Genomic DNA, 22,083 nt, shown 5'->3' with positions numbered 1-22,083 from the left:
TCACTGGGCACCGTAGGGACTCGGGGCCGGGGTGCGCGGACAGCACGCGGCCCGGCCGCACCCGTATCCACTCGTACGGGTGCGGCCGGGCCGCGGTGTCACACAGGGTCTCCCGGCCGGACCGGCCGCTCAGGGAACGGGCTGATCCGGGCGGAAGATCCCGGGCCGGTACGCGATCAGATCTTCGCCCAGGCCTCGGTGAGGACCGTGCGCAGGATCGACTCGATCTCGTCGAACGTCGACTGGTCGGAGATCAGCGGCGGCGCGAGCTGGACGACCGGGTCGCCGCGGTCGTCGGCCCGGCAGTACAGACCGGCTTCGTAGAGACCCTTGGAGACGGCGTTGTAGAGGATGCGCTCCGTCTCGTCCTCGTTGAAGGTCTCCTTGGTCGCCTTGTCCTTGACCAGTTCGATGCCGTAGAAGAAGCCGTTGCCGCGGACGTCGCCGACGATCGGCAGGTCGTTCAGCTTCTGCAGCGTCGAGTGGAAGGCACCCTCGTTGTCGAGAACGTGCTGGTTGAGGCCCTCACGCTCGAAGATGTCGAGGTTGGCGATGCCGACGGCCGCCGAGACCGGGTGGCCGCCGAAGGTGTAGCCGTGCAGGAAGGTGTTGCCGTCGCGGTAGAACGGCTCGGCCAGCCGGTCGGAGATGATGCACGCGCCTATCGGGGAGTAGCCCGACGTCATGCCCTTGGCGCAGGTGATCATGTCCGGCACGTAGTCGAACTTGTCACACGCGAACATCGTGCCGAGGCGGCCGAAGGCGCAGATGACCTCGTCCGAGACGAGCAGCACGTTGTACTTGTCGCAGATCTCGCGCACGCGCTGGAAGTACCCGGGCGGCGGCGGGAAGCAGCCGCCGGCGTTCTGCACCGGCTCCAGGAAGACGGCGGCGACTGTCTCGGGGCCCTCGAAGAGGATCTCCTGCTCGATCTGGTCGGCGGCCCAGCGGCCGTACGCCACCGGGTCGTCGCCGTGGATCGGGGCGCGGTAGATGTTGGTGTTGGGAACCTTGTGCGCGCCGGGGACCAGCGGCTCGAAGGGGGCCTTCAGGCCGGGAAGCCCGGTGATGGACAGGGCGCCCGCCGGGGTGCCGTGGTAGGCGACCGCGCGGGAGATGACCTTGTACTTCTGGTGGTTGCCGGTGAGCTTGTGGTACTGCTTCGCCAGCTTCCAGGCGGTCTCGACGGCCTCGCCGCCGCCTGTGGTGAAGAAGACCTTGTTGAGGTCGCCGGGCGCGTAGTTCGCGAGGCGCTCGGCCAGCTCGACGGCCTTCGGGTGGGCGTACGACCAGATCGGGAAGAAGGCCAGCTCCTGCGCCTGCTTGTACGCGGTCTCCGCCAGCTCGTGGCGGCCGTGGCCCGCGTTGACCACGAACAGGCCGGAGAGGCCGTCGAGGTAGCGCTTGCCCTTGTCGTCGTAGATGTAGGTGCCCTCGCCACGCACGATGGTGGGAACGGGCGCGTTCTCGTACGACGACATGTCCGTGAAGTGCATCCACAGGTGGTCGTACGCGGTCTGGCTCAGGTCCTTGCTCATGACTATCGGGTGCCCCACTGGTAGGTCTGTTTTTTCAGCTTGAGGTAGACGAAGCTCTCGGTCGCCCGCACGCCAGGGAGCGCGCGGATCCGCTTGTTGATCAGATCGAGCAGGTGGTTGTCGTCCTCGCAGACGACCTCCACCATGAGGTCGAAGGAGCCCGCGGTCATCACCACGTAGTCGACCTCGTTCATGGTGGCCAGCGCGTCGGCGACCGGGTCGAGGTCGCCCTCGACCGTGATGCCGACCATCGCCTGCCGCCGGAACCCCACGGTGAGCGGGTCGGTGACGGCGACGATCTGCATGACGCCCTGGTCCTGGAGTTTCTGCACTCGCTGGCGGACTGCCGCCTCGGAGAGGCCGACGGCCTTCCCGATCGCGGCGTAGGGCCGCCGGCCGTCCTGCTGGAGCTGTTCGATGATCGCCAGGGAGACGGCGTCGATCGGGGGGGTGCCGTTCCCGTTTCTGGAATCTGCGCTGCGACTGGCCACGCCCACACTGTGCATGAGGTCTCGCCCGTCATGCAAGCCCTGAGCGATGTAATTCGTTGTAGAAAGCCGATTTGGGAACTGAATCCGAAGTTCTGGGTGGTCAGGTATGTCGAAAGCGTCGTCCTTGCGATTAGGGTGGTGTCTCACCCACCGGGACATCCACCGGACATCGACCGGGCACCATCCGTCGGGACATATCCACCACATACCCATCGGGCATCGGAGAGGGAGATTCACTGTGACCACCGAGCTGCGCCGGCTGCGTAACTACATCAACGGGGAGTTCCGGGACGCCGCTGACGGCCGGACCATCGACGTGGTCAACCCGGCCACCGGCGAGGTCTACGCGACCTCCCCGCTCTCGGGGCAGGCGGATGTCGACGCCGCCATGGAGGCCGCCGCCGCGGCGTTCCCCGCCTGGCGCGACACCACGCCTTCGGAGCGCCAGCGCGTACTGCTGAAGATCGCCGACGCCTTCGAGGAGCGGGCCGAGGACCTGATCGCGGCCGAGAGCGAGAACACCGGCAAGCCGCTCGGGCTGACCCGCAGCGAGGAAATCCCGCCGATGGTGGACCAGATCCGCTTCTTCGCGGGCGCCGCACGGCTCCTGGAGGGCCGCTCGGCCGGTGAGTACATGGAAGGGCTGACCTCCATCGTCCGGCGCGAGCCGGTCGGCGTCTGCGCCCAGGTCGCGCCGTGGAACTACCCGATGATGATGGCCGTGTGGAAGTTCGCCCCGGCGCTCGCCGCGGGCAACACCGTCGTCCTCAAGCCCTCCGACACCACGCCCGCCTCCACGGTGCTGATGGCCGAGATCATCGGGGCCGTCGCGCCCAAGGGCGTCTTCAACGTCGTCTGCGGCGACCGCGACACCGGCCGCACGATGGTCGAGCACAACGTGCCCGCGATGGCCTCCATCACGGGGTCGGTACGGGCCGGGGTGCAGGTCGCCGAGTCCGCGGCCAAGGACGTCAAGCGGGTCCATCTGGAGCTGGGCGGCAAGGCCCCCGTCGTCGTCTTCGAGGACGCGGACATCGCCAAGGCCGTCGAGGACATCTCGGTCGCGGGGTACTTCAACGCCGGGCAGGACTGTACGGCGGCCACCCGGGTGCTGGTCCACGCCTCGGTCCACGACGAGTTCGTCACGGCGCTCGCCAAGGCGGCAGCCGACACGAAGACCGGCCAGCCGGACGACGAGGACGTGCTGTACGGGCCGCTCAACAACGCCAATCAGCTGGCCCAGGTCAGCGGCTTCATCGACCGGCTGCCCGCACACGCCAAGGTCGAGGCCGGCGGCCACCGGGTCGGCGACCGGGGCTACTTCTACGCCCCGACCGTCGTGTCAGGCCTGAAGCAGGACGACGAGATCATCCAGCAGGAGGTCTTCGGCCCGGTCATCACCGTCCAGTCGTTCCAGGACGAGGCGGAGGCCCTCGCGCACGCCAACGGCGTGGAGTACGCGCTGGCTTCCTCGGTGTGGACCAAGGACCACGGCCGCGCCATGCGGATGTCCAAGAACCTCGACTTCGGCTGTGTGTGGATCAACACCCACATCCCGCTCGTCGCCGAGATGCCGCATGGCGGATTCAAGAAGTCCGGCTACGGCAAGGACCTCTCGGCCTACGGCTTCGAGGACTACACGCGCATCAAGCACGTGATGACGTCGCTGGACGGCTGAACACCCCTGCCGCAGCCGCCCGTTCCTCCGTTCTGACAACGCATTTCCACCGCTTTCCGCCGCCCCCGTACGGTCCGCCGTGCGGGGGCGGCGTGCGTGTGTGCGTCTGACCTGGACATCTACGGGCACCGGGCCCCGACAAGGTGTCGCGGCCGGGGCCGGTGCTCCGTACGCAGCGTCCATTGCCCGCCGCCGCTGCCGGAGGTGAAGGTGGGCGCATGGCAGATCTTGGTGTGTCCCGGCGTTCCCTCCTCCGTGGTTCCGGCGCGCTGGGCGCGCTGGCCGCGCTCACCGGATGCGGGGTCCCCGCGGCGTACGTGAAGCCGGGGGAGCGGGCCGGACGCGACAGATCCGCGCAGGACGGGAGCCTGGTCTTCGCCAACTGGCCGCTCTACATCGACACCGACGACCACGACCCGTCGAAGCGGCCCACGCTGGACACCTTCGAGAAGCGGTCCGGGGTCAAGGTCACGTACACCGAGGAGATCAACGACAACGACGAGTTCTTCGGGAAGATCAGCCCGGCGCTGATGAACCACCAGGAGACCGGCCGGGACCTGATCGTCATCAGCGACTGGATGGCCGCCCGGTTCGTGCGGCTCGGCTGGGTCGAGGAGATGGACCGGGCCAAGCAGCCGAACGTCGCCAAGTACCTCGACCCGCAGCTCCGTTCGCCCGCCTTCGACAAGGGGCGCAAGCAGAGCGTGCCCTGGCAGTCCGGGATCACCGGCATCGCGTACAACCGGCGCAAGGTCGGCCACGAGATCAAGCGCATGAGCGACCTCTGGGCGCCCGACCTGCGCGGCAAGGTCACCCTGTTCTCCGGGCTCGACGAGGCGTTCGCCCTGCTGATGCAGGGCAACGGCGCCGACATCACCCGCTGGACCGCCCATGACTTCGACACCATGTGCGACCAGGTCGAGAGGCTCGTCCGGCAGAAGCAGATCCGGCGCTTCACCGGCAACGACTACATCAAGGACCTGTCCACCGGCGACGTGCTCGCCTGCCAGGCGTACTCCGGCGATGTGATCCAGCTCCAGGCCGACAGCCCGGACATCGAGTTCGTGGTGCCCGAGGAGGGCGGCGAGCTGTGGGCGGAGTCCATGATGATCCCCAACCTCGCGCGCCACAAAGCCAATGCCGAGAAACTGATCGACTATTACTACGAGCCGGCGGTGGCGGCGAAGCTGGCCGCCTGGGTCAACTACGTGTGCCCGGTCCCCGCCGCACGCGAGGTGCTGGCCTCGTCGAAGGACAAGGAACTGGCGGACCTCGCCGAGGACCCGCTGATCTTCCCCGACGACAAGATGCGCAAGCGCCTCGCCATCGCCCGGGACCTCACGTCGGCTGAGCGGGTCAAGTACGCGAAGCGCTGGAACCAGATCGTGGGTCTTTAGCGAGCCGGCCGGTCGGCCTGGTGCTGCGGCCGGCCCGCCGGTCTTCACCCGGTTCTGCGGTCGGCCGGGCCCGGGCTGCGCACCGCCGGTACGGTGCTCCGCTCCTGTTGACGGCCCTTCCTAGCCCGCCAGCTGGGCAGTGACGACGCGGAGCTTGCCGGGGTTGAGGACCGTACGTACGCGGTCGGCGGCGCTCCACCGGAGACAGGTGTCCTGCACGGCGTCCTCGGCCTCGCTCGCGCTGCCGAGCAGCCGGTACGCGAGCGAGAACAGCCGGGACCTGTGGGACTCGAACTCTGCGGCGGCTCCCGCGGTCATGCCCGCAGCATGCCAGGGCCGCCGGGAGGCGTCCGGCGGAGGACCGCGCGGAGGGCGTCGACGCGGTTGGTGGTGATGGAGTCGACGCCGAAGCCGACCAGTCGGCGCATCGACCGCCCGGTGTCGGGGGTCCAGGCGGAGACCAGCAGCCCGTCCCGGTGCACGCGTGCGCAGAGCTCCGGACTCAGCAGCCCGAAGCGGTAGTTGAGCCAGCGGGGCTTCACCGAGTCGAGCAGGGCGGGGCGCGGCGGTGTAAGCGTGGTCCAGGTCATGGCGATCTCGGCGGCCCGGTCGGCCTCGCGCACGGCGAGCATGGTCGAGGGCCCGGCGCAGTAGTACGTACGGTCGCCCGCCCCGCACTCGTGGACCACGCCGACGACCGCGCGCACCGCTTCCGGGGTGGCGCCCGGCAGATCGATCATGAGGCGGTGGCCGACGGCCGCCGTCAGCGCTTCCCGGAGCGTCGGCACCCTGCCGTCCGTCAGCCCGCGCAGCTCGTCCGCCGTGACCCGGTGGAGCGGCCGGTCGTGGCCCCACAGCCGCTCCAGGGTCGCGTCGTGCAGCAGCACCGGCACACCGTCCCGGGTCAGCCGGACGTCGATCTCCACCGCGTCGGCGCCCCGTTCCAGCGCGGAGCGGACGGACGGCAGGGTGTTCTCACGGAAGAGGTAGGGGTCGCCGCGATGGCCCACGGCAGTGACGGTACGCATGAGGCTATCCTTGCCGACCGCCGCCGCGGGCGGCTACCGGGCGAGCCACTGCGCTGTGTACGAGTCGATCTCGGCTGTCAGCTTCGCCTTGCCCGGTGCGTCGAGGAACGACGCGGTGACGGCGTTCTTCGCGAGCTCCGCGGTGCCCCGCTCGTCCAGCCCGAGCAGGCGGGCCGCGACCAGGTACTCGTTGTTGAGGTCGGTGCCGAACATCGGCGGGTCGTCGCTGTTGATGGTCACCAGCACCCCGGCGTCCGCCATCTCCTTCAGAGGGTGTTCATCAAGCGTGCGGACGGCCCGGGTCGCGATGTTGGAGGTCGGGCAGACCTCCAGCGCGATGCCCTGTTCTGCCAGGTGCGCGAGGAGCTTCGGGTCCTGGACCGAGCTGGTGCCGTGGCCGATGCGCTCGGCGCCCAGGTGGTGCAGCGCGTCCCAGACGGTCTCCGGGCCGGTCGTCTCACCGGCGTGCGGCACCGAGTGCAGCCCGGCCGCGCGGGCCCGGTCGAAATAGGGCTTGAACTGAGGGCGGGCCACCCCGACCTCCGGACCGCCGAGCCCGAAGGAGACAAGCCCATCGGGACGCAGGTCGAGCGCGAGCCGCGTCGTCTCGGCCGCCGATTCGAGTCCGGCCTCGCCGGGGATGTCGAAGCACCAGCGCAGCACGGTGCCGAGTTCGGCCTCGGCCGCGTTGCGGGCGTCCTCGATCGCCTCCATGAAGGCCTGCTCGGGGATGCCCCGGCGGGTGGAGGAGAACGGGGTGATGGTGAGTTCCGCGTACCGGATGTTCTGGCGGGCCATGTCGCGTGCGACCTCGAAGGTCAGCAGCCGTACGTCCTCGGGGGTGCGGATCAGGTCGACCACCGAGAGGTAGACCTGGATGAAGTGCCCGAAGTCCGTGAAGGTGAAGTAGTCGGCGAGCGCCTCGGGGTCGGTCGGCACTATGGAGTCCGGGTGGCGCGCGGCGAGTTCGGCGACGATGCGGGGTGAGGCGGACCCGACGTGGTGCACATGCAGTTCCGCCTTGGGCAGTCCCGCAATGAAGGGGTGCAGGTCGGTCATCGGGTCCTCCGGGTACGGCGAGTTCGCTGGTCGGAGAACATCGTAGGCGGGGGACGGAGCCTCGCGCACAGGCTCTAGCATGACGAGCCGAGGATGGGGGAGGCCCATGTCAGACAACGCACCAAGCCCTTCGGGGGACTCCGAGCCGCCGAGAGACCCATGGGCGCCGCCCGGGCCGAAAGTGCCGCTGGACAAGCAGACGGACCAGCCGGAGACGCCGGGCAGCCCGGTGCACGACCAGCAGACGGTCACGGACATGCCGGCCGCGGGCGCCGACCCGGGCTCCGGACAGCCGGGCCCCACGCAGCCGGGCCCCGGGCAGCCGACCCCCGGGCAGCAGTCCCCGGGCCCGTACATCCCGGGGCAGCAGGGCCCCGGCCAGCACAGCAACTCCGGGCAGCCCACGCCGGTTCCGGGGCAGGTTCCGGGGCAGCACCGCTCCGCACCTGCGGGATTCGCACCGCCCGGATACCCGCCCCCCGGATCCGTACCGCCCCCGCCGGTCGCGCCGAACGGTCCGGGGCAGGGCGCCCCGGGCCCGTACGGCTACCCGTCCTACCCGGGTGCAGCCCCCGGCCCGCAGGGACCCGCCGCCTACGGCTATCCCGGGTACCCGGGCTATCCGGGGTACGGCGGACAGGGCGGCTGGAACACCATGCAGCAAGGCCCCGCCAACGGCTACGGGGTGGCCGCGCTGGTGCTCGGCATCCTCAGCGTGGTCATCTTCTGCGCCTGGGGTCTCGGCATCATCCTGGGGACGCTCGCCCTGATCTTCGGCATCCTCGGCCGCAAGCGGGCCAACCGCGGTGAGGCGAACAACGGGGGGATGGCGCTCGCCGGGATCATCCTGGGACCCATCGGCATCGTGGTCAGCATCACGTTTCTCAGCCTGATGATCTGGGGCATCTCGCACAGCCACGACTCCACCCCCGACTACGGCAGCGACGGCGGCACCTACCCGAGCTCGCTGATCGTCGGCGCCGACCGCTGAGACAAGGCCACTGAGACAAGGCCACTGAGGTACGGCCACTGAGACAAGGCCACTGAGACACGACCGCTGAGCCTGTCCCGGGCGGCCCCACTCGCCCGGGCAGCGCTGACGGCGGCACTCAGTCCCGTCGGCCCCCGCCGGCCCCCGTCGGCCCTCGCGCCGGCACCCCCCGCCGTCAGGCCGCAGCCGTACGCAGCCGCTCCCTGGCGTCCATCAGCGCGAACCCCAGCAGATTGAGCCCGCGCCAGCTGCCCGGCTGTCCGGCCCGCTCGTCGTCCGCCGCGAGCCCGATGCCCCATACCCGGTCCATCGGGCTGGCCTCGACCAGCACCCGGTCCCCGGTGGCCAGCAGAAATTCGCGCAGCTGCGCGTCCGCACCGAACTTGTGCACGCTGCCCTCGACCACGATCCTGTACCGCTCGCGCTGCCATATCCCGTCGTCGAGACCGCGCACCAGCCGCCCCGCCTTCTTGGCCAGTGCGGGGTTCGTCGCGATCAGCGCCGCCTGCTCCGCCTCCGCGTCGCCGAACAGCCGTGCCTTGGCCGCCATCATCCAGTGCTCCGCCGTGGCGTACCGCACGCCGTCGACCACGAAGGGTGACGGCCACCACTGGCTCAGACAGCTCGGCCCGATGCTGCCGTCCCGCCGCGCGGTGTGCCCCCAGAAGTGCAGGAACTTGATCCGCTCCCCGTTGCCGGCCTGCCTGGCCAGCGCCTCGATGCGTTCCATGCACGGGAGTCTGGCAGCCGCCACTGACACTCCGTCGTGGATTTTGCGGCCCACGCGACACATGGTCCACCGATTCCGTTGCGTAACCAAAAGGAAACAACGGAATCACTTGTTGATGAACTACCGCTCTGCCAGGATCGGCACTCAATTCGAGCTTGAGCTACGGAGAGAGCACGATGGTCAACAGCTTCCAGGTGCGGGACCGCTTCGCGGCCGGCGCTCAGTACATCGGCGGGCAGCTGCGCCCCGGTACCTCAGGGCGGACCCAGGACGTCGTGAACCCCGCCACCGGCGAGGTGGTCCTCAGCTACGCGCTCGCCGGCACCGCCGATGTCGACGCCGCCGTCGAGGCCGCCCGCGCGGCCTTCCCCGGCTGGTCCGGAGCCACCCCGGGAGAGCGCTCCGACGCGCTGCACCGCTTCGCGGCCGTACTCGCCGAGCGGGCCGAGGAGTTCGCGTACGCGGAGTCCCTCCAGTGCGGCAAGCCGATCAAGCTGAGCCGCGAGTTCGACGTGCCGGGCACCGTCGACAACGCCTCCTTCTTCGCGGGCGCCGCCCGCCACCTCCAGGGCCAGTCGGCCGGTGAGTACAGCGGCGACCACACCTCGTACGTCCGGCGCGAGGCGATCGGCGTCGTCGGCTCCATCGCCCCCTGGAACTACCCGCTCCAGATGGCCGCCTGGAAGGTCCTCCCGGCCATCGCCGCAGGCAACACCATCGTCCTGAAGCCCGCCGAGATCACCCCGCTCACCTCGCTGATGTTCGCGCAGGCCGCGACCGAAGCGGGCATCCCCGACGGGGTCGTCAACATCGTCAACGGCCTCGGCGCCGAGGCGGGCGAACACCTGGTGGGCCACCCGGACGTGGTCATGACCTCGTTCACCGGATCGACGCCGGTCGGCAAGCGCGTCGCCGAGATCGCCACCGCGACCGTCAAGCGGATCCACCTCGAACTCGGCGGCAAGGCCCCCTTCCTCGTCTTCGACGACGCCGATCTGGAAGCCGCCGTGCACGGCGCGGTCGCGGGCTCGCTCATCAACACCGGCCAGGACTGCACGGCCGCCACCCGCGCCTACGTCCAGCGCCCGCTCTACGACGCCTTCGTCCAGGGCGTCGCCGAACTGATGGGCACCCTCCGCCTCGGCGACCCCTTCGACGAGTCGACCGACATCGGCCCGCTGATCAGCTACGCCCAGCGCGACCGGGTCGCGGCCTTCGTGGACCGCGCCAGGGAGACTGCGCGCGTGGTCACCGGCGGCGCGGCGCCCGGGAACGACGGCGCCTACTACCTCCCGACCCTGATCGCCGACGCAGCCCAGGACAGCGAGATCGTCCAGGCCGAGATCTTCGGCCCGGTCCTGGTCGTGCTGCCCTTCGGCTCCGACGACGAGGGCATCGCCCTCGCCAACGACACCCCCTACGGACTGGCCTCCTCCGCCTGGACCCGGGACGTCTTCCGGGCGAACCGGGCGACCCGTGAGATCCAGGCCGGCTGTGTGTGGGTCAACGACCACATTCCGATCATCAGCGAGATGCCGCACGGCGGTTACAAGGCAAGCGGCTTCGGCAAGGACATGTCCGTGTACTCGTTCGAGGAGTACACCCAGGTCAAGCACGTCATGTACGACAACACAGCGGTGGCCCGCAAGGACTGGCACCGCACGATCTTCGGGGACCGATAAAGAAAGGGCACAGAGCCCATGGAGCAGTTCGAGCCAGACCGTCTCTCCCCGGCCCAGCTGGCCGCCACGCGCCGCACCCTGGCCCGTGGCGGCGGGCCCGTCGCCCGCCGATCGCTCCTGCGCGCCACCGGCGCAGGCGCCCTCACGCTCGGGGGCCTCGCCGCTCTCACCGGCTGCGGTATCCCCGCCGCCAAACGCGACGGCGGGGCCCCGGCCTCCGACGACCACTCGGCCGCGGAGAAGGTGATCAACTTCTCCAACTGGACCGAGTATGTGGACGTCACCGACGACGGAAAGCACCGGCCCACCCTGGAGGGGTTCACCAAGCGCACCGGGATCAAGGTCAACTACACCGAGGACATCAACGACAACGTCGAGTTCTTCGGCAAGATCAAGCCGCAGCTCGCGGCCGGCCAGGACACCGGACGGGACCTCATCATCCTCACCGACTGGCTGGCCGCCAGGCTGATCCGGTTCGGCTGGGTGGAACGGCTCGACGCGTCGCTGCTCCCGCACGCGTACGCGAACCTCTCCCCACAGTTCCGCGACCCCGACTGGGATCCGGGCCGCGTCTACTCGTACCCCTGGGCCGGTGTCCCCACCGTCATCGCCTACAACACGAAGGCGACCGGCGGCCGCAAGGTCGACTCCGTCACCCAGCTCCTCGACGACCCCAGACTCAAGGGGCGGGTGGGTTTCCTCTCGGAGATGCGCGACTCGGTCGGGATGACGCTGCTCGACATGGGCAAGGACCCGGCGAAGATCACCGACGCCGACTTCGACGCCGCGATCGGCCGCCTCCAGAAGGGCGTCGACACCAAGCAGATACGCCGCTTCACCGGCAACGACTACATCAGTGACCTGGACAAGGGCGACATCGCCGCCTGCCTCGCCTGGGGCGGTGACATCACCCAGCTCCAGAACGACAACCCGCATGTCAAGTACGCGATCCCCACCGCCGGTTACCTGACTTCCAGCGACAACATGATGGTTCCGGCCAACGCGCGCCACACCTCCAACGCCGAGCGGCTGATGGACTACTACTACGAGCCAGCCGTCGCCGCGAAGCTCACCGCGTACATCAACTACCTCTCCCCGGTGGACGGTATCCGCGGGGAGCTCGCGAAGATCGCCCCCGAACTGGCGGCCAACCAGCTGATCCTCCCCGATAAGGCGATGACCGCCCGGTCGCACTCCTTCCGCTCGCTCTCCAGCAAGGAAGACGCGGCGTACGAGGAGAAGTTCTCCAGGCTGATCGGGGCCTGATCCGGAACCGCGCGGCCCCCAGGACTCTCCAGCCCCACCGCCCCCTCTGCTCTCTCAGCTCCCCCTCTGTTCCCACGACCCCCGGGACCGTACCCATGACACAGACGAATGAAGGCGGCGACGTCCGCCTCGCCGGGATCAGCAAGACCTACGGGTCCTTCACCGCGGTGCACCCGCTGGACCTGACCGTCCCGCAGGGCTCCTTCTTCGCGCTACTCGGCGCCTCCGGCTGCGGAAAGACCACCACCCTGCGGATGATCGCAGGACTGGAGGACCCCACCACCGGCACCGTCCGGCTCGGCGACCGGGACGTCACCGATCTGCCCCCCTACAAACGCCCGGTCAACACGGTCTTCCAGTCGTACGCGCTCTTCCCGCACCTCGACGTGACCGAGAACATCGCCTTCGGGCTGCGCAGGCGCGGCATCAAGACCGTCAAGAAGCAGGTCGGCGACATGCTCGACCTCGTCCAGCTCGGGGACTTCGCGCACCGCAAACCGCACCAGCTCTCCGGCGGCCAGCAGCAGCGCGTCGCCGTCGCCCGGGCGCTCATCAACCACCCGCAGGTGCTGCTGCTCGACGAGCCGCTCGGCGCTCTCGACCTGAAGCTGCGCCGCCAGATGCAGCTGGAGCTCAAGCGCATCCAGACCGAGGTCGGCATCACCTTCGTCCATGTCACCCACGACCAGGAGGAGGCCATGACCATGGCCGACACCGTCGCGGTGATGAACGGCGGCCGGGTCGAGCAACTGGGCGCTCCCGCCGAGCTGTACGAGAACCCGAACACCACCTTCGTCGCGAACTTCCTCGGTACCTCGAACCTCATCGAGGCCGAAGTCGTCGAGGCAGGGGCCGACATCACCGTCCTGGCGTCGGGGGCCAAGCTCCGGCTGCCCGCCGACCGCTGCAAGGCCGCCACCAGCGCCGGTGACAAGCTGCTCGTCGGGGTGCGGCCCGAGAAGATCGCCCTGGTGCACGCGGACGACGCGGCGGAGATAGCCGACGGCCGCAACCGCATCAGCGGACGCATAGCCGACTCCAGCTTCATCGGGGTCTCCACGCAGTACGTCATCGACAGCCCGGTCTGCCCCGGTCTGGAGGTCTACGTACAGAACGTCGAGCGCGACTCCCGGCTGTCGCCGGGGGCGGATGTCGTCCTGCACTGGAACCCCGGGCACTCGTTCGGCCTCGACGCCGACCAGGCGGTCGACGCCGGCAAGTCGGGCGCCGGGGAGGAGGCCGCGTGACCGTCACCGAGGCCCCGCTCGCCGAGGCCCCCGCGGAGGAGGCCGGCGCCGTACGCAAGCCCCCGGTCCGCAAGCGGCTCGTACCCTACTGGCTGCTGCTGCCCGGCATCATCTGGCTGCTGGTCTTCTTCGCGCTGCCGATGGTCTACCAGGCGTCGACATCGGTGCAGACGGGTTCGCTGGAGGACGGCTTCCAGGTCACCTGGCACTTCCAGACGTACTGGGACGCGCTGCACGAGTACTACCCGCAGTTCATCCGCTCCCTGCTGTACGCGGGCACCGCGACGGTGCTCTGTCTGCTGCTCGGGTACCCGCTCTCGTACCTCATCGCCTTCAAGGCGGGCCGCTGGCGCAATGTGGTGCTGATCCTGGTCATCGCGCCGTTCTTCACGAGCTTCCTGATCCGCACGCTCGCCTGGAAGACGATCCTGGCCGACGGCGGTCCGGTCGTGGGCGTCCTGAACACCCTGCACATCCTCGATGTGACCAGCTGGCTCGGGTGGACCGACGGCAGCCGGGTGCTGGCCACGCCCATGGCCGTGGTCTGCGGACTCACCTACAACTTCCTGCCGTTCATGATCCTGCCGCTCTACACCTCGCTGGAGCGGATCGACGGGCGGCTGCACGAAGCGGCGGGCGACCTCTACGCCACCCCGGCCACCACCTTCCGCAAGGTGACCTTCCCGCTCTCCATGCCGGGCGTCGTCTCCGGCACCCTGCTCACCTTCATTCCGGCGGCCGGTGACTACGTCAACTCCGAGCTGCTCGGCTCGACCGACACCAAGATGGTGGGCAGCGTCATCCAGTCGCAGTTCCTGCGGGTGCTCGACTATCCGACGGCGGCCGCGCTCTCCTTCATCCTCATGGCGATCGTGCTGGTCATGGTCACCGTCTACATCCGCCGATCCGGCACGGAGGACCTGGTCTGATGCTGAGGAACTCCACGCGCTGGCTGCGCCGCAATCTCGTCACCGTCGCCGGGCTGATCACACTCGCCTATCTGATCCTGCCCAACGTCGTCGTGATGGTCTTCTCCTTCAACAAGCCCAACGGGCGCTTCAACATCAGCTGGCAGCGGTTCTCGCTGGACGCCTGGAAGGACCCCTGCGGGGTCGCCGACATCTGCGGCTCGCTGAACCTCTCGCTGGAGATCGCGGTCTGGGCGACGATCGGCTCCACCATGCTCGGCACGATGATCGCGTTCGCCCTGGTCCGCTACCGGTTCCGGGCGCGCGGCGCGATCAACTCGCTGATCTTCCTGCCGATGGCGATGCCCGAGGTCGTGATGGCCGCCTCGCTGCTCACCCTGTTCCTCAACATGGGTGCCCAGCTGGGCTTCTGGACCATCCTCATCGCGCACATCATGTTCTGCCTGAGCTTCGTGGTCACCGCGGTCAAGGCCCGGGTGATGTCCATGGACCCGCGGCTGGAGGAAGCCGCGCGCGACCTCTACGCGAGCCCGGTGCAGACCTTCCTGCGGGTCACCCTGCCGATCGTGTCGCCCGGCATCGCGGCGGGCGCGCTGCTCGCCTTCTCGCTCTCCTTCGACGACTTCATCATCACCAACTTCAACGCGGGGTCGACCGTGACCTTCCCCATGTACGTCTGGGGTTCGGCCCAGCGCGGTACCCCTGTACAGATCAACGTCATCGGCACGGCGATGTTCGTCATCGCGGTGCTGGTGGTACTCGGCGGCCAGCTCATCAGCAACCGCCGGAAGAACAGCACACCGCACTGAGCAGGACCGGAACACCGCACCGAGCAGGACCCGAAGGAGTGGAACCCATGGCCCCAGCTGCCATGACCCGTGCACTTGCCGCATCGCTCGCCGACGCCGAACCCGTGTCGTTCTGGCTGGAGGACCCCGGCAAGCCCGCCGTACTGCCCGCCCTCACCGGTGACGTCAGCTGTGACCTCCTCGTCGTCGGCGGCGGTTACAGCGGTCTGTGGACCGCGCTGCTCGCCAAGGAGCGCGACCCCGGCCTGGACGTGGTCCTCATCGAGGGCAACGAGGTGGGCTGGGCGGCCTCGGGCCGCAATGGCGGCTTCTGCGCCGCCTCCCTGACCCACGGTCTCGCCAACGGTCTCGAACGCTGGCCCGGCGAGATCAAGCAGCTGGAGCAGCTGGGCGCGCGCAACCTCGACGCCATCGAGGACACCGTCGCCCGGTACGGGATCGACTGCGACTTCGAGCGCACCGGCGAGATCGATGTCGCCACCCGGCCGCACCAGGCCGATGAGCTGCGCGACTGGCACCGGGAGACCGCCGAACTCGGCTTCGGGGGCCTGGAGTTCCTCGACCAGGACGCCCTACGGGCCGAGGTGGACTCGCCGACCTTCCTGGCCGGGCTCTGGGACCGGCGCGGCGTCGCGATGCTGCATCCGGCCAAGCTGGCCTGGGGGCTCAAGCGTGCCTGCCTGGACCTCGGCGTCCGGATGTACGAGCGCACCCGCGGCCTCGACCTGGTGCGCTCAGGACCGGGGATGGACGTCCGTACCCCGTACGGCAGGGTCTGCGCCCGGCAGGTGGCGCTGGGCACGAACATCTTCCCCTCGCTGGTCAAGCGGGTACGCCCGTACACCGTCCCGGTCTACGACTACGCGCTGATGACCGAGCCGCTCTCCGGCGAACAGCTGGCGTCGATCGGCTGGCGGGGCCGGCAGGGGCTCGGTGACAGCGCCAACCAGTTCCACTACTTCCGGCTGACCGCCGACCACCGCATCCTGTGGGGCGGCTACGACGCGATCTATCCGTACGGCGGCAGGCTGAGCGCCGAACTCGACCAGCGCCCGGCCACCTATCTGACCCTCGCCGAGCACTTCTTCACCTGCTTCCCGCAGCTCGAAGGGGTCCGCTTCAGCCATGCGTGGGGCGGCGCGATCGACACCTGCTCGCGGTTCTCGGCCTTCTTCGGTACAGCGCACGGCGGGCGCGTCGCCTATGCCGCGGGCTTCACCGGCCTCGGCGTCGGAGCCACCCGGTTCGGCGGCGATGTGATGCTCGACCTGCTCTCGGGGGCCGACACGGAGCGCACCCGCCTGGAGATGGTGCGGAGTAAGCCACTGCCGTTCCCGCCCGAGCCGTTCGCCTGGGCGGGCATCGGGCTGACGAAGTGGTCGCTGGCGCGGGCGGATGAGAACGGCGGCCGGCGCAATCTCTGGCTCAAGTCGATGGACCGCCTCGGTCTCGGATTCGATTCCTGATCCAGCCTTGACCGTGCCTTGATCCGGCCGGTCCCACGGCTCCGGCCGGTCCCACGGCTCCGGCCGGTCCCACGGCTCGGCCTGGTCCCACGGCTCCCGGTCGGCCTGTGACCCACCTCACTGTCATTGGGTGGTCGAACCCGCGTCATGAAGTGCCCTGACCCCGCTCTCTCCCCGTGCACGCACATCCGCGCGTACGAATGGAGGCCGGGCGATGGCTGGCTCGGAGGCAAGGACCGCAGTGGAGTGGCTCGCTTCGGTGGCGCCGGATCCCGGCGCGTGCCGGCGGGCATGGGAACGCGACCCGCACGGGGTGGCCCTCCTGCCCGCCGGGGTGCGCTGGGACGTCCTCATCGTTCCGGGGGAGCTGGGCTATCCGACCCTGGACGTGCTGTCCCGGCTCATCGACCGGCCGGGGCCGGTGCTGGCGGATTTCGGGGAGGCCAGCATGGGCTTCTTCGTACCGGCGGGGACGGCAGCGCGCTGGATCGGCACCGGCGTGCGCGGCGCGGGCAGCGGCACCTGGATCGTGGTGCCGCAGCCGGGCCGGGTGTCCGGCGGGGTGCGCTGGCTCGTCCCGCCGGATGCCGAGGGCACCCTCACCGACCCGGCGCTGCTGGAGATGGCGATGCACGAGGCAGCCGCGCTCCGGGCGGGCGACATTGGTGACGGTCTGGTCTGAACCACCGCCGGTGGGTGTGTGAAACCTTGACAGTCCAATTGGTCTGGACCACGTTGGGCGCGCTTCACCACCTCAATCCCCCCATGCCCGGAGGCAGTTGTGAAACGTCCGGCTGCGGCTCCTGCGCGACCCACGGGACCTGGCCGGGACTGCGCGGGCTGATGGCCTGGTCCGTCGACTGGGACCCTGTTCAGCAATCAGGAGTTCGCGAAGAACTTCGACGCATACAGCTGGCAGTGACCAGCAGCAGAGCCCCGCACAGGAGCCAGCTCGCCAGCACGTCGAGTGGCCAGTGGTAGCCGTGCAGGAGAAGACCGGTGCCCGTCGCCACCGTCAGGATTACGGCGACGGGCACCGGCCAGTTCCGCCGGACGTACGGCACGAGGAGCAGCGCGGCCCCTCCGTACGCCACCATCGCGGTGGCCGAGTGGCCCGAGGGGAAGTACCCGGTGGACGGGTCGAGCGGCCCCGGCCGGGCTGTCCAGAGCTTCAGCGGTACCACCAGGGCCGGCACCGCGGCCATCGCCAGGGCGGCGGCCAGCACGTCCCGGCGGCTGCCGCGCCACAGGGCGTACGCCATCGCCACCACCAGGACAGGTGGCGCCACCTCTGTGTTGCCCAGGTCGGAGAGGGCGCCGCTGAGCCATCCCGGGCCGGTGCCGACGATGTAGTGGTCCACGCGCACATCCAGCCGCAGCAGGGGCCCGCGGACCAGGACCTGCCAGGTGATGAGTGCGAAGAGGAGAACGCAGCCGAACGCGGAGAGCAGCACGCGTCGCAGTTCGGAGAGAGAAGCCGGCCGCCCGGGAACAGGGGGGGTAGTTCCGGGGCGGCCGCCTGGACCGGTGTGCCGCGCGCCCCGGGGGGTGTGGGGCGGGCGGCCATCCGATCGGTGAGGAGATCCGGAGCCCGAAGCTCCGGTGGTGTGCGCGAAGGCACGACCAGGCGCGAGCTGGGGAGGCCCTTGCCTGGGATCGCCCACAGTCACCCGTGAGCGAGGTGTTTCTCTCATCTGTCAGAACCGTACGGCAGGGGAAAGGGGGCCGACAGCCGGAATCGCATCCCGCCATCGCCCCCCCACACGTTCTTCACACGCCCCGCCCGTTACTGGAGGTCACACGCCCGCGAAGGCCTGCTCCAGCAGGTCCAGACCCTCGTTGAGCAGGTCCTCGCCGATGACCAGCGGGGGCAGGAAGCGCAGCACGTTGCCGTAGGTGCCGCAGGTCAGCACCAGCAGACCCACCGCGTGGCACGCCTTGGCCAGAGCCGCCGTCGCCTCCGGGTTGGGGTCCTTCGTGCCCGACTTCACCAGCTCGACCGCGATCATCGCGCCACGGCCGCGGATGTCGCCGATGATGTCGTACTTCTCCTGGACGGCCGTCAGCCGCGCCTTCATGATCTCCTCGATGCGCCGGGCCTTCGCGTTGAGGTCCAGCTCCTTCATCGTCTCGATCGAGCCGAGGGCGCCGGCACAGGCGACCGGGTTGCCGCCGTACGTGCCGCCGAGGCCGCCGGAGTGCGCGGCGTCCATGATCTCGGCGCGGCCGGTCACCGCGGAGAGCGGCAGACCGCCCGCGATGCCCTTGGCGGTGGTGATCAGGTCGGGGACGATGCCCTCGTCCTCACACGCGAACCACTGGCCGGTGCGGCAGAAGCCGGACTGGATCTCGTCGGCCACGAAGACGATGCCGTTGTCCTTGGCGAACTGCGCGACGGCGGGCAGGAAGCCCTTGGCGGGCTCGATGAAGCCGCCCTCGCCGAGGACCGGCTCGATGATGATCGCCGCGACGTTCTCCGCGCCGATCTGCTTGTTGATCATGTCGATGGCCTGGGCGGACGCCTCGGCGCCGGCGTTCTCCGGGCCGCTCGGCCAGCGGTAGCCGTACGCCACGGGCACCCGGTAGACCTCGGGCGCGAACGGGCCGAAGCCGTTCTTGTACGGCATGTTCTTCGCGGTCAGCGCCATCGTGAGGTTGGTGCGGCCGTGGTAGCCGTGGTCGAAGACGACGACGGCCTGGCGCTTGGTGTAAGCGCGGGCGATCTTCACGGCGTTCTCGACTGCCTCGGCGCCGGAGTTGAAGAGCGCCGACTTCTTGGCGTGGTCGCCCGGGGTCAGCTCCGCGAGCGCCTCACAGACCTCGACGTACCCCTCGTACGGGGTCACCATGAAACAGCTGTGGGTGAACTCGGCGAGCTGCGCGGACGCCCGGCGCACGACGGCCTCGGCGGACGCGCCCACGGAGGTCACGGCGATGCCGGAACCGAAGTCGATGAGGCGGTTGCCGTCGACGTCCTCGATGATGCCGCCGCCCGCGCGGGTCGTGAAGACCGGCAGCACGGAGCCGACACCCGATGCGACCGTCGCGTTGCGACGGGCCTGCAGCTCCTGCGACTTCGGGCCGGGGATGGCGGTGACGACGCGGCGCTCCTGCGGAACAGCGGTCATGGGGGACTCCTGTGGGACGAAATCGGACGCTTCCTCTCACAGCAGGCTAGGGGCGCGCCCCGAGACGCGGCATGCTCCGTTCGGTAGTGGTCCGGGTGTGTCGTTGTCCGCGGCGGACATAGCAGCGTGATGACACCCGGTAGCGGGCACGTGGCACTAGATTGAGGCGCGAGATCGAGGCGCACCGCACAGGCCGGACCTGGCTGATCAGGGGGCAGGGGTCATGGACACCGAAGGCACGTACGACGCACGCGGCACCCGGGGGGCCGGCCCCGTGCCGCGGCCCGCCGGGCCGCCGGCCGTCCCGCCCCCGCCGGGCTACGCGCCCGCGACAGGACCGGTGCTCACCGACTGGCTGGCGGCCCCGCGCCACCGGGAGGGGCCCGGCGTCTGGGCGTACGGCCATGTGGAGCGCCCCCCGGAGGCCGAGAACGTGCCCGGCCGCACGCTGCTCAGCGGTGCGGTCATCTCGCTGCTCGCCTGCGTCCTCGTCTGGTCGCTCTGGCGCAACGGCTACATCCCGTACTGGCGCGTCCCGCTGGAGCTGTTCACGCCGGGGGACTGGTGGAGCCGCCAGCGGATGGGCGAACCGGCGCCGCGGGGTGCGGAGAACGCCCTTGAGGTCTACCGGTTCCTGATCGCGGCCGTGCTCCTCTACGGCTTCGGCCGGCTCGGCAACTGGCGCGGGGCCTTCGAGCGTGCCGTCGAGGGCCGCGGACCGCGCGCCCGTGCGACGGCCGCCGCCGCCCTCGCCCTCCTGGTCTGGATGTTCGTCTGGACGGACACCCTGCCGGGGCTCGACATGGTCTTCATGCTGGTCCCGCGGTCCTGGCTGACCGGCGGCGGCGACCGCGTCGTGGCGGCGACCGTGGCCTACACGCTGTACGGGCTGATCACGCTGGCCGTGATCTGGCCGTTCGCCCGGCTGGGCCGCTGGCGCACCCTGCTGCGCCCGGGGCAGCTGCCGCAGCAGCGCGCACCACAGGAGCAGGCACAGGTACAGGCACAGGCGAGGGCGGCCGCCCAGGACCCGTCGGTCCCGGCGCTCGCCGACTGGCCCGAACTGCGCGCCCAGGGGCTGACCGAGCTCGCCGACCGGCTCTCCGACGAGGTGCGCTCCGGGAGGATGAACGACGTGGACTACACCCGCGTCCGGCGCGCCTGGCGCTCGGTCCAGGCGGACCCGGCCCGGCTCGGCTCCTTCACCGAAGCCGTGCGCCGGACCGGCGCCGCCGCGTGCGTGCACCCCTCGGGCGCCCGTGACCTGCCGGTGCGCGCGGCCCGGCACGACCTGCTCGTACGCCAGGTCAGGCTCGGCACGGTCGATCCGGGCGAGCGCAACCCATACGCCAGGCGCGGCAGCGGTCTCGCGCTCGAACCCGAGCTGCTCGGCACCTCGCTGCTTGCCGTAGGACCGCCCGGCGCGGGCAAGACCCGCGACCTGGTGCGGCCCGTGGTGGAGTCCCTCGCCCTGCAGGCACTCGCGGGCCAGGCCGCCGTCATCGCGGTGGCCGCGGCCGGCACCCAGCTCGGTCCCGACGACGCGTACGACGTCGTGGTCAAACCCGGCGACCCCTCGTCCGTCCACGACTTCGACCTCTACGGCGGCGCGACCGACCCCGACGAGGCCGCCGCCGTACTCGCCGAGGCGTTCACCGGCGACCTCCCCGAGGTCGACAGCCGGCGCGCGGCCACCGCGCTCGCTCAGCTGCTCGGCCCCTACCTGGCGGCCCACGGCCGCTTCCCTTCAGTGCCCGACCTGCGGGAACTTCTCGACGGCGTGCCGGCCGCGCTCGCCACCCTGCGCGAGGCGCTCGACGCGGGCGGCCACTTCGGCCTGCAGCGCGAACTCGACGCCCGCGCCCGGCAGTCCGGGACGCCGGGCGATCCAGGACCGGCCCTCGCCGACCGGGTCGCCTCGCTCGACCGGCCCGCCTTCGCCGGGTTCTTCGACACCTCGGGCACGTCGCGGCCCTTCTCGCTGCGCTCGCTCGAACACCCCGTACGGGTCAGGATCGACCTCCCGGAACGGGCGCACGCGGAGGCGTCCCGGGTACTCGCCCGGCTCGTACTCGCCCAGTTCACCGCGAGCGCGGCGGCCCGCGCCGACCGCTCGCTCTTCGCCTGCCTGGTCCTCGACGACGCCACCCGCACCGTCACGGCGGATTCGGTCCGCTCCATCCAGCGGCTGCGCTCCGCGCACGCCGGAGCCGTCCTCGTCCTGCGCAGCCTGAGTGATGTCCCCGAAGACCTGCACACCGCGCTGCTCGGCGCGGTCGGCTGCCGGATGGCGTTCTCCGGGGTGACCACCTGGGAGGGCAGGTCCTTCGCCGAGGCATGGGGCACCGAATGGGTGGAGACCAGGGACGTCACCCAGCGCACGGTCTTCGCCGACCAGCCGCTGACCCGGGCGATCCACTCCTTCCGCAAACTCGTCACCGGCAAGGCGGTGACGACGGACGCCGTCACCGTACGGAGGGTCGAGCGCGAGCGCTGGTCGGCCTCCGACCTGGCCCATTCGGTTCCCGCGGGCCATGCGGTGCTCTCGCTGAGGACCGTGCGCGGTGAGCACGCACCACCCCTTCTGGTGGACCTGCGCGGCTGATCCGGCGCGGGGACCCGTACGCCCTGGCAGAATTGGTGT

At 70.0% G+C, this 22,083-nt stretch carries 19 protein-coding genes; 11 read left to right on the top strand and 8 right to left on the bottom strand.

Annotation, left to right across the window (positions count from 1 at the left end):
• Window positions 1-176: 176 nt before the first annotated feature.
• Both OG452_RS08295 and OG452_RS08290 read right to left on the bottom strand, forming a co-directional pair.
• Window positions 177-1,538 carry an aspartate aminotransferase family protein gene (locus OG452_RS08295; RefSeq protein ID WP_327294980.1) on the bottom strand — a complete coding sequence of 454 codons (1,362 nt, stop codon included), beginning with the start codon at window positions 1,536-1,538 and terminating at the stop codon, window positions 177-179.
• A 2-nt stretch (window positions 1,539-1,540) separates the two neighbouring features.
• The gene (locus tag OG452_RS08290) at window positions 1,541-2,044 is read right to left on the bottom strand and encodes an Lrp/AsnC family transcriptional regulator (protein WP_327294979.1); all 504 of its coding nucleotides are present in this window, start codon (window positions 2,042-2,044) and stop codon (window positions 1,541-1,543) included.
• Between the two features lie 223 nt (window positions 2,045-2,267).
• Here OG452_RS08290 and OG452_RS08285 point away from each other — a divergent pair, with 223 nt between their 5' ends.
• A complete protein-coding gene (locus tag OG452_RS08285; protein ID WP_327294978.1) occupies window positions 2,268-3,707 on the top strand; it encodes a gamma-aminobutyraldehyde dehydrogenase in 1,440 nt (479 codons plus the stop codon).
• Window positions 3,708-3,925: 218 nt separating this feature from the next.
• The gene (locus OG452_RS08280; RefSeq protein WP_327294977.1) at window positions 3,926-5,104 is read left to right on the top strand and encodes an extracellular solute-binding protein; all 1,179 of its coding nucleotides are present in this window, start codon (window positions 3,926-3,928) and stop codon (window positions 5,102-5,104) included.
• A 120-nt stretch (window positions 5,105-5,224) separates the two neighbouring features.
• Here OG452_RS08280 and OG452_RS08275 read toward each other — a convergent pair whose 3' ends face one another.
• The 3 genes from OG452_RS08275 to OG452_RS08265 are packed head-to-tail and all read right to left on the bottom strand — an operon-like array spanning window position 5,225 to window position 7,191.
• Window positions 5,225-5,422 carry a sigma factor gene (locus OG452_RS08275; protein ID WP_405563494.1) on the bottom strand — a complete coding sequence of 66 codons (198 nt, stop codon included), beginning with the start codon at window positions 5,420-5,422 and terminating at the stop codon, window positions 5,225-5,227.
• Window positions 5,419-6,132 carry a glycerophosphodiester phosphodiesterase gene (locus tag OG452_RS08270; RefSeq protein WP_327294976.1) on the bottom strand — a complete coding sequence of 238 codons (714 nt, stop codon included), beginning with the start codon at window positions 6,130-6,132 and terminating at the stop codon, window positions 5,419-5,421. The genes OG452_RS08275 and OG452_RS08270 overlap by 4 nt, the downstream gene beginning before the upstream one ends.
• A gap of 33 nt (window positions 6,133-6,165) precedes the next feature.
• Window positions 6,166-7,191 (bottom strand): adenosine deaminase, encoded by a 1,026-nt coding sequence (locus OG452_RS08265; protein ID WP_327294975.1) that lies wholly within the window; start codon window positions 7,189-7,191, stop codon window positions 6,166-6,168.
• Window positions 7,192-7,297: 106 nt separating this feature from the next.
• On the opposite strand from OG452_RS08265, the gene OG452_RS08260 reads away from it, so the two are divergent.
• The gene (locus OG452_RS08260; protein ID WP_327294974.1) at window positions 7,298-8,182 is read left to right on the top strand and encodes a DUF4190 domain-containing protein; all 885 of its coding nucleotides are present in this window, start codon (window positions 7,298-7,300) and stop codon (window positions 8,180-8,182) included.
• 175 nt (window positions 8,183-8,357) lie between these two features.
• Here OG452_RS08260 and OG452_RS08255 read toward each other — a convergent pair whose 3' ends face one another.
• On the bottom strand, window positions 8,358-8,912 hold the full coding sequence (locus tag OG452_RS08255) for an NADAR family protein (protein ID WP_327294973.1): 555 nt from the start codon (window positions 8,910-8,912) through the stop codon (window positions 8,358-8,360).
• A 176-nt stretch (window positions 8,913-9,088) separates the two neighbouring features.
• Here OG452_RS08255 and OG452_RS08250 point away from each other — a divergent pair, with 176 nt between their 5' ends.
• The 7 genes from OG452_RS08250 to OG452_RS08220 all read left to right on the top strand — a co-directional run bounded on the left by OG452_RS08250 (window position 9,089) and on the right by OG452_RS08220 (window position 16,993).
• The gene (locus tag OG452_RS08250) at window positions 9,089-10,594 is read left to right on the top strand and encodes a gamma-aminobutyraldehyde dehydrogenase (RefSeq protein ID WP_327299551.1); all 1,506 of its coding nucleotides are present in this window, start codon (window positions 9,089-9,091) and stop codon (window positions 10,592-10,594) included.
• A gap of 18 nt (window positions 10,595-10,612) precedes the next feature.
• Window positions 10,613-11,860 (top strand): ABC transporter substrate-binding protein, encoded by a 1,248-nt coding sequence (locus tag OG452_RS08245; RefSeq protein ID WP_327294972.1) that lies wholly within the window; start codon window positions 10,613-10,615, stop codon window positions 11,858-11,860.
• Window positions 11,861-11,955: 95 nt separating this feature from the next.
• Window positions 11,956-13,107, top strand: coding sequence for an ABC transporter ATP-binding protein (locus OG452_RS08240; protein WP_327294971.1), 1,152 nt, complete (start codon window positions 11,956-11,958; stop codon window positions 13,105-13,107).
• Window positions 13,104-14,036: an ABC transporter permease gene (locus OG452_RS08235; RefSeq protein ID WP_327294970.1), complete on the top strand. Its 933-nt coding sequence runs from the start codon at window positions 13,104-13,106 to the stop codon at window positions 14,034-14,036. Before OG452_RS08240 ends, OG452_RS08235 begins: the two co-directional genes overlap by 4 nt.
• Window positions 14,036-14,845 carry an ABC transporter permease gene (locus tag OG452_RS08230; protein ID WP_327294969.1) on the top strand — a complete coding sequence of 270 codons (810 nt, stop codon included), beginning with the start codon at window positions 14,036-14,038 and terminating at the stop codon, window positions 14,843-14,845. The genes OG452_RS08235 and OG452_RS08230 overlap by 1 nt, the downstream gene beginning before the upstream one ends.
• A 47-nt stretch (window positions 14,846-14,892) precedes the next feature.
• Window positions 14,893-16,311, top strand: a complete 1,419-nt coding sequence (locus OG452_RS08225) for an NAD(P)/FAD-dependent oxidoreductase (protein ID WP_327294968.1) — start codon at window positions 14,893-14,895, stop codon at window positions 16,309-16,311.
• A 214-nt stretch (window positions 16,312-16,525) separates the two neighbouring features.
• The gene (locus OG452_RS08220) at window positions 16,526-16,993 is read left to right on the top strand and encodes a hypothetical protein (RefSeq protein WP_327294967.1); all 468 of its coding nucleotides are present in this window, start codon (window positions 16,526-16,528) and stop codon (window positions 16,991-16,993) included.
• 190 nt (window positions 16,994-17,183) lie between these two features.
• Here OG452_RS08220 and OG452_RS08215 read toward each other — a convergent pair whose 3' ends face one another.
• Window positions 17,184-17,765, bottom strand: a complete 582-nt coding sequence (locus OG452_RS08215) for a phosphatase PAP2 family protein (RefSeq protein ID WP_327294966.1) — start codon at window positions 17,763-17,765, stop codon at window positions 17,184-17,186.
• 342 nt (window positions 17,766-18,107) lie between these two features.
• On the bottom strand, window positions 18,108-19,439 hold the full coding sequence (gene gabT / locus OG452_RS08210) for a 4-aminobutyrate--2-oxoglutarate transaminase (protein WP_327294965.1): 1,332 nt from the start codon (window positions 19,437-19,439) through the stop codon (window positions 18,108-18,110).
• 223 nt (window positions 19,440-19,662) lie between these two features.
• Here gabT and OG452_RS08205 point away from each other — a divergent pair, with 223 nt between their 5' ends.
• Window positions 19,663-22,044, top strand: a complete 2,382-nt coding sequence (locus OG452_RS08205) for an ATP/GTP-binding protein (RefSeq protein ID WP_327294963.1) — start codon at window positions 19,663-19,665, stop codon at window positions 22,042-22,044.
• Window positions 22,045-22,083: the final 39 nt, after the last annotated feature.

The organism is Streptomyces sp. NBC_01197 (genome assembly GCF_036010505.1).
In the GTDB taxonomy this organism is placed as follows: Bacteria; Actinomycetota; Actinomycetes; order Streptomycetales; family Streptomycetaceae; genus Streptomyces.
The sequence above is the reverse complement of the archived record's forward strand: the minus strand, read 5'-3'. Positions and strand labels throughout refer to the sequence as shown.

What these genes read in the sequence shown, in the direction of transcription:
- OG452_RS08270 (WP_327294976.1), bottom strand. Translation starts at nt 6,132, where the DNA reads ATGCGTACCGTCACTGCCGTGGGCCATCGCGGCGACCCCTACCTCTTC.
- OG452_RS08205 (WP_327294963.1), top strand. Translation starts at nt 19,663, where the DNA reads ATGGACACCGAAGGCACGTACGACGCACGCGGCACCCGGGGGGCCGGC.
- OG452_RS08230 (WP_327294969.1), top strand. Translation starts at nt 14,036, where the DNA reads ATGCTGAGGAACTCCACGCGCTGGCTGCGCCGCAATCTCGTCACCGTC.
- OG452_RS08250 (WP_327299551.1), top strand. Translation starts at nt 9,089, where the DNA reads ATGGTCAACAGCTTCCAGGTGCGGGACCGCTTCGCGGCCGGCGCTCAG.
- gabT (WP_327294965.1), bottom strand. Translation starts at nt 19,439, where the DNA reads ATGACCGCTGTTCCGCAGGAGCGCCGCGTCGTCACCGCCATCCCCGGC.
- OG452_RS08265 (WP_327294975.1), bottom strand. Translation starts at nt 7,191, where the DNA reads ATGACCGACCTGCACCCCTTCATTGCGGGACTGCCCAAGGCGGAACTG.
- OG452_RS08225 (WP_327294968.1), top strand. Translation starts at nt 14,893, where the DNA reads ATGGCCCCAGCTGCCATGACCCGTGCACTTGCCGCATCGCTCGCCGAC.
- OG452_RS08260 (WP_327294974.1), top strand. Translation starts at nt 7,298, where the DNA reads ATGTCAGACAACGCACCAAGCCCTTCGGGGGACTCCGAGCCGCCGAGA.
- OG452_RS08220 (WP_327294967.1), top strand. Translation starts at nt 16,526, where the DNA reads ATGGCTGGCTCGGAGGCAAGGACCGCAGTGGAGTGGCTCGCTTCGGTG.
- OG452_RS08240 (WP_327294971.1), top strand. Translation starts at nt 11,956, where the DNA reads ATGACACAGACGAATGAAGGCGGCGACGTCCGCCTCGCCGGGATCAGC.
- OG452_RS08295 (WP_327294980.1), bottom strand. Translation starts at nt 1,538, where the DNA reads ATGAGCAAGGACCTGAGCCAGACCGCGTACGACCACCTGTGGATGCAC.
- OG452_RS08280 (WP_327294977.1), top strand. Translation starts at nt 3,926, where the DNA reads ATGGCAGATCTTGGTGTGTCCCGGCGTTCCCTCCTCCGTGGTTCCGGC.
- OG452_RS08290 (WP_327294979.1), bottom strand. Translation starts at nt 2,044, where the DNA reads ATGCACAGTGTGGGCGTGGCCAGTCGCAGCGCAGATTCCAGAAACGGG.
- OG452_RS08245 (WP_327294972.1), top strand. Translation starts at nt 10,613, where the DNA reads ATGGAGCAGTTCGAGCCAGACCGTCTCTCCCCGGCCCAGCTGGCCGCC.
- OG452_RS08275 (WP_405563494.1), bottom strand. Translation starts at nt 5,422, where the DNA reads ATGACCGCGGGAGCCGCCGCAGAGTTCGAGTCCCACAGGTCCCGGCTG.
- OG452_RS08255 (WP_327294973.1), bottom strand. Translation starts at nt 8,912, where the DNA reads ATGGAACGCATCGAGGCGCTGGCCAGGCAGGCCGGCAACGGGGAGCGG.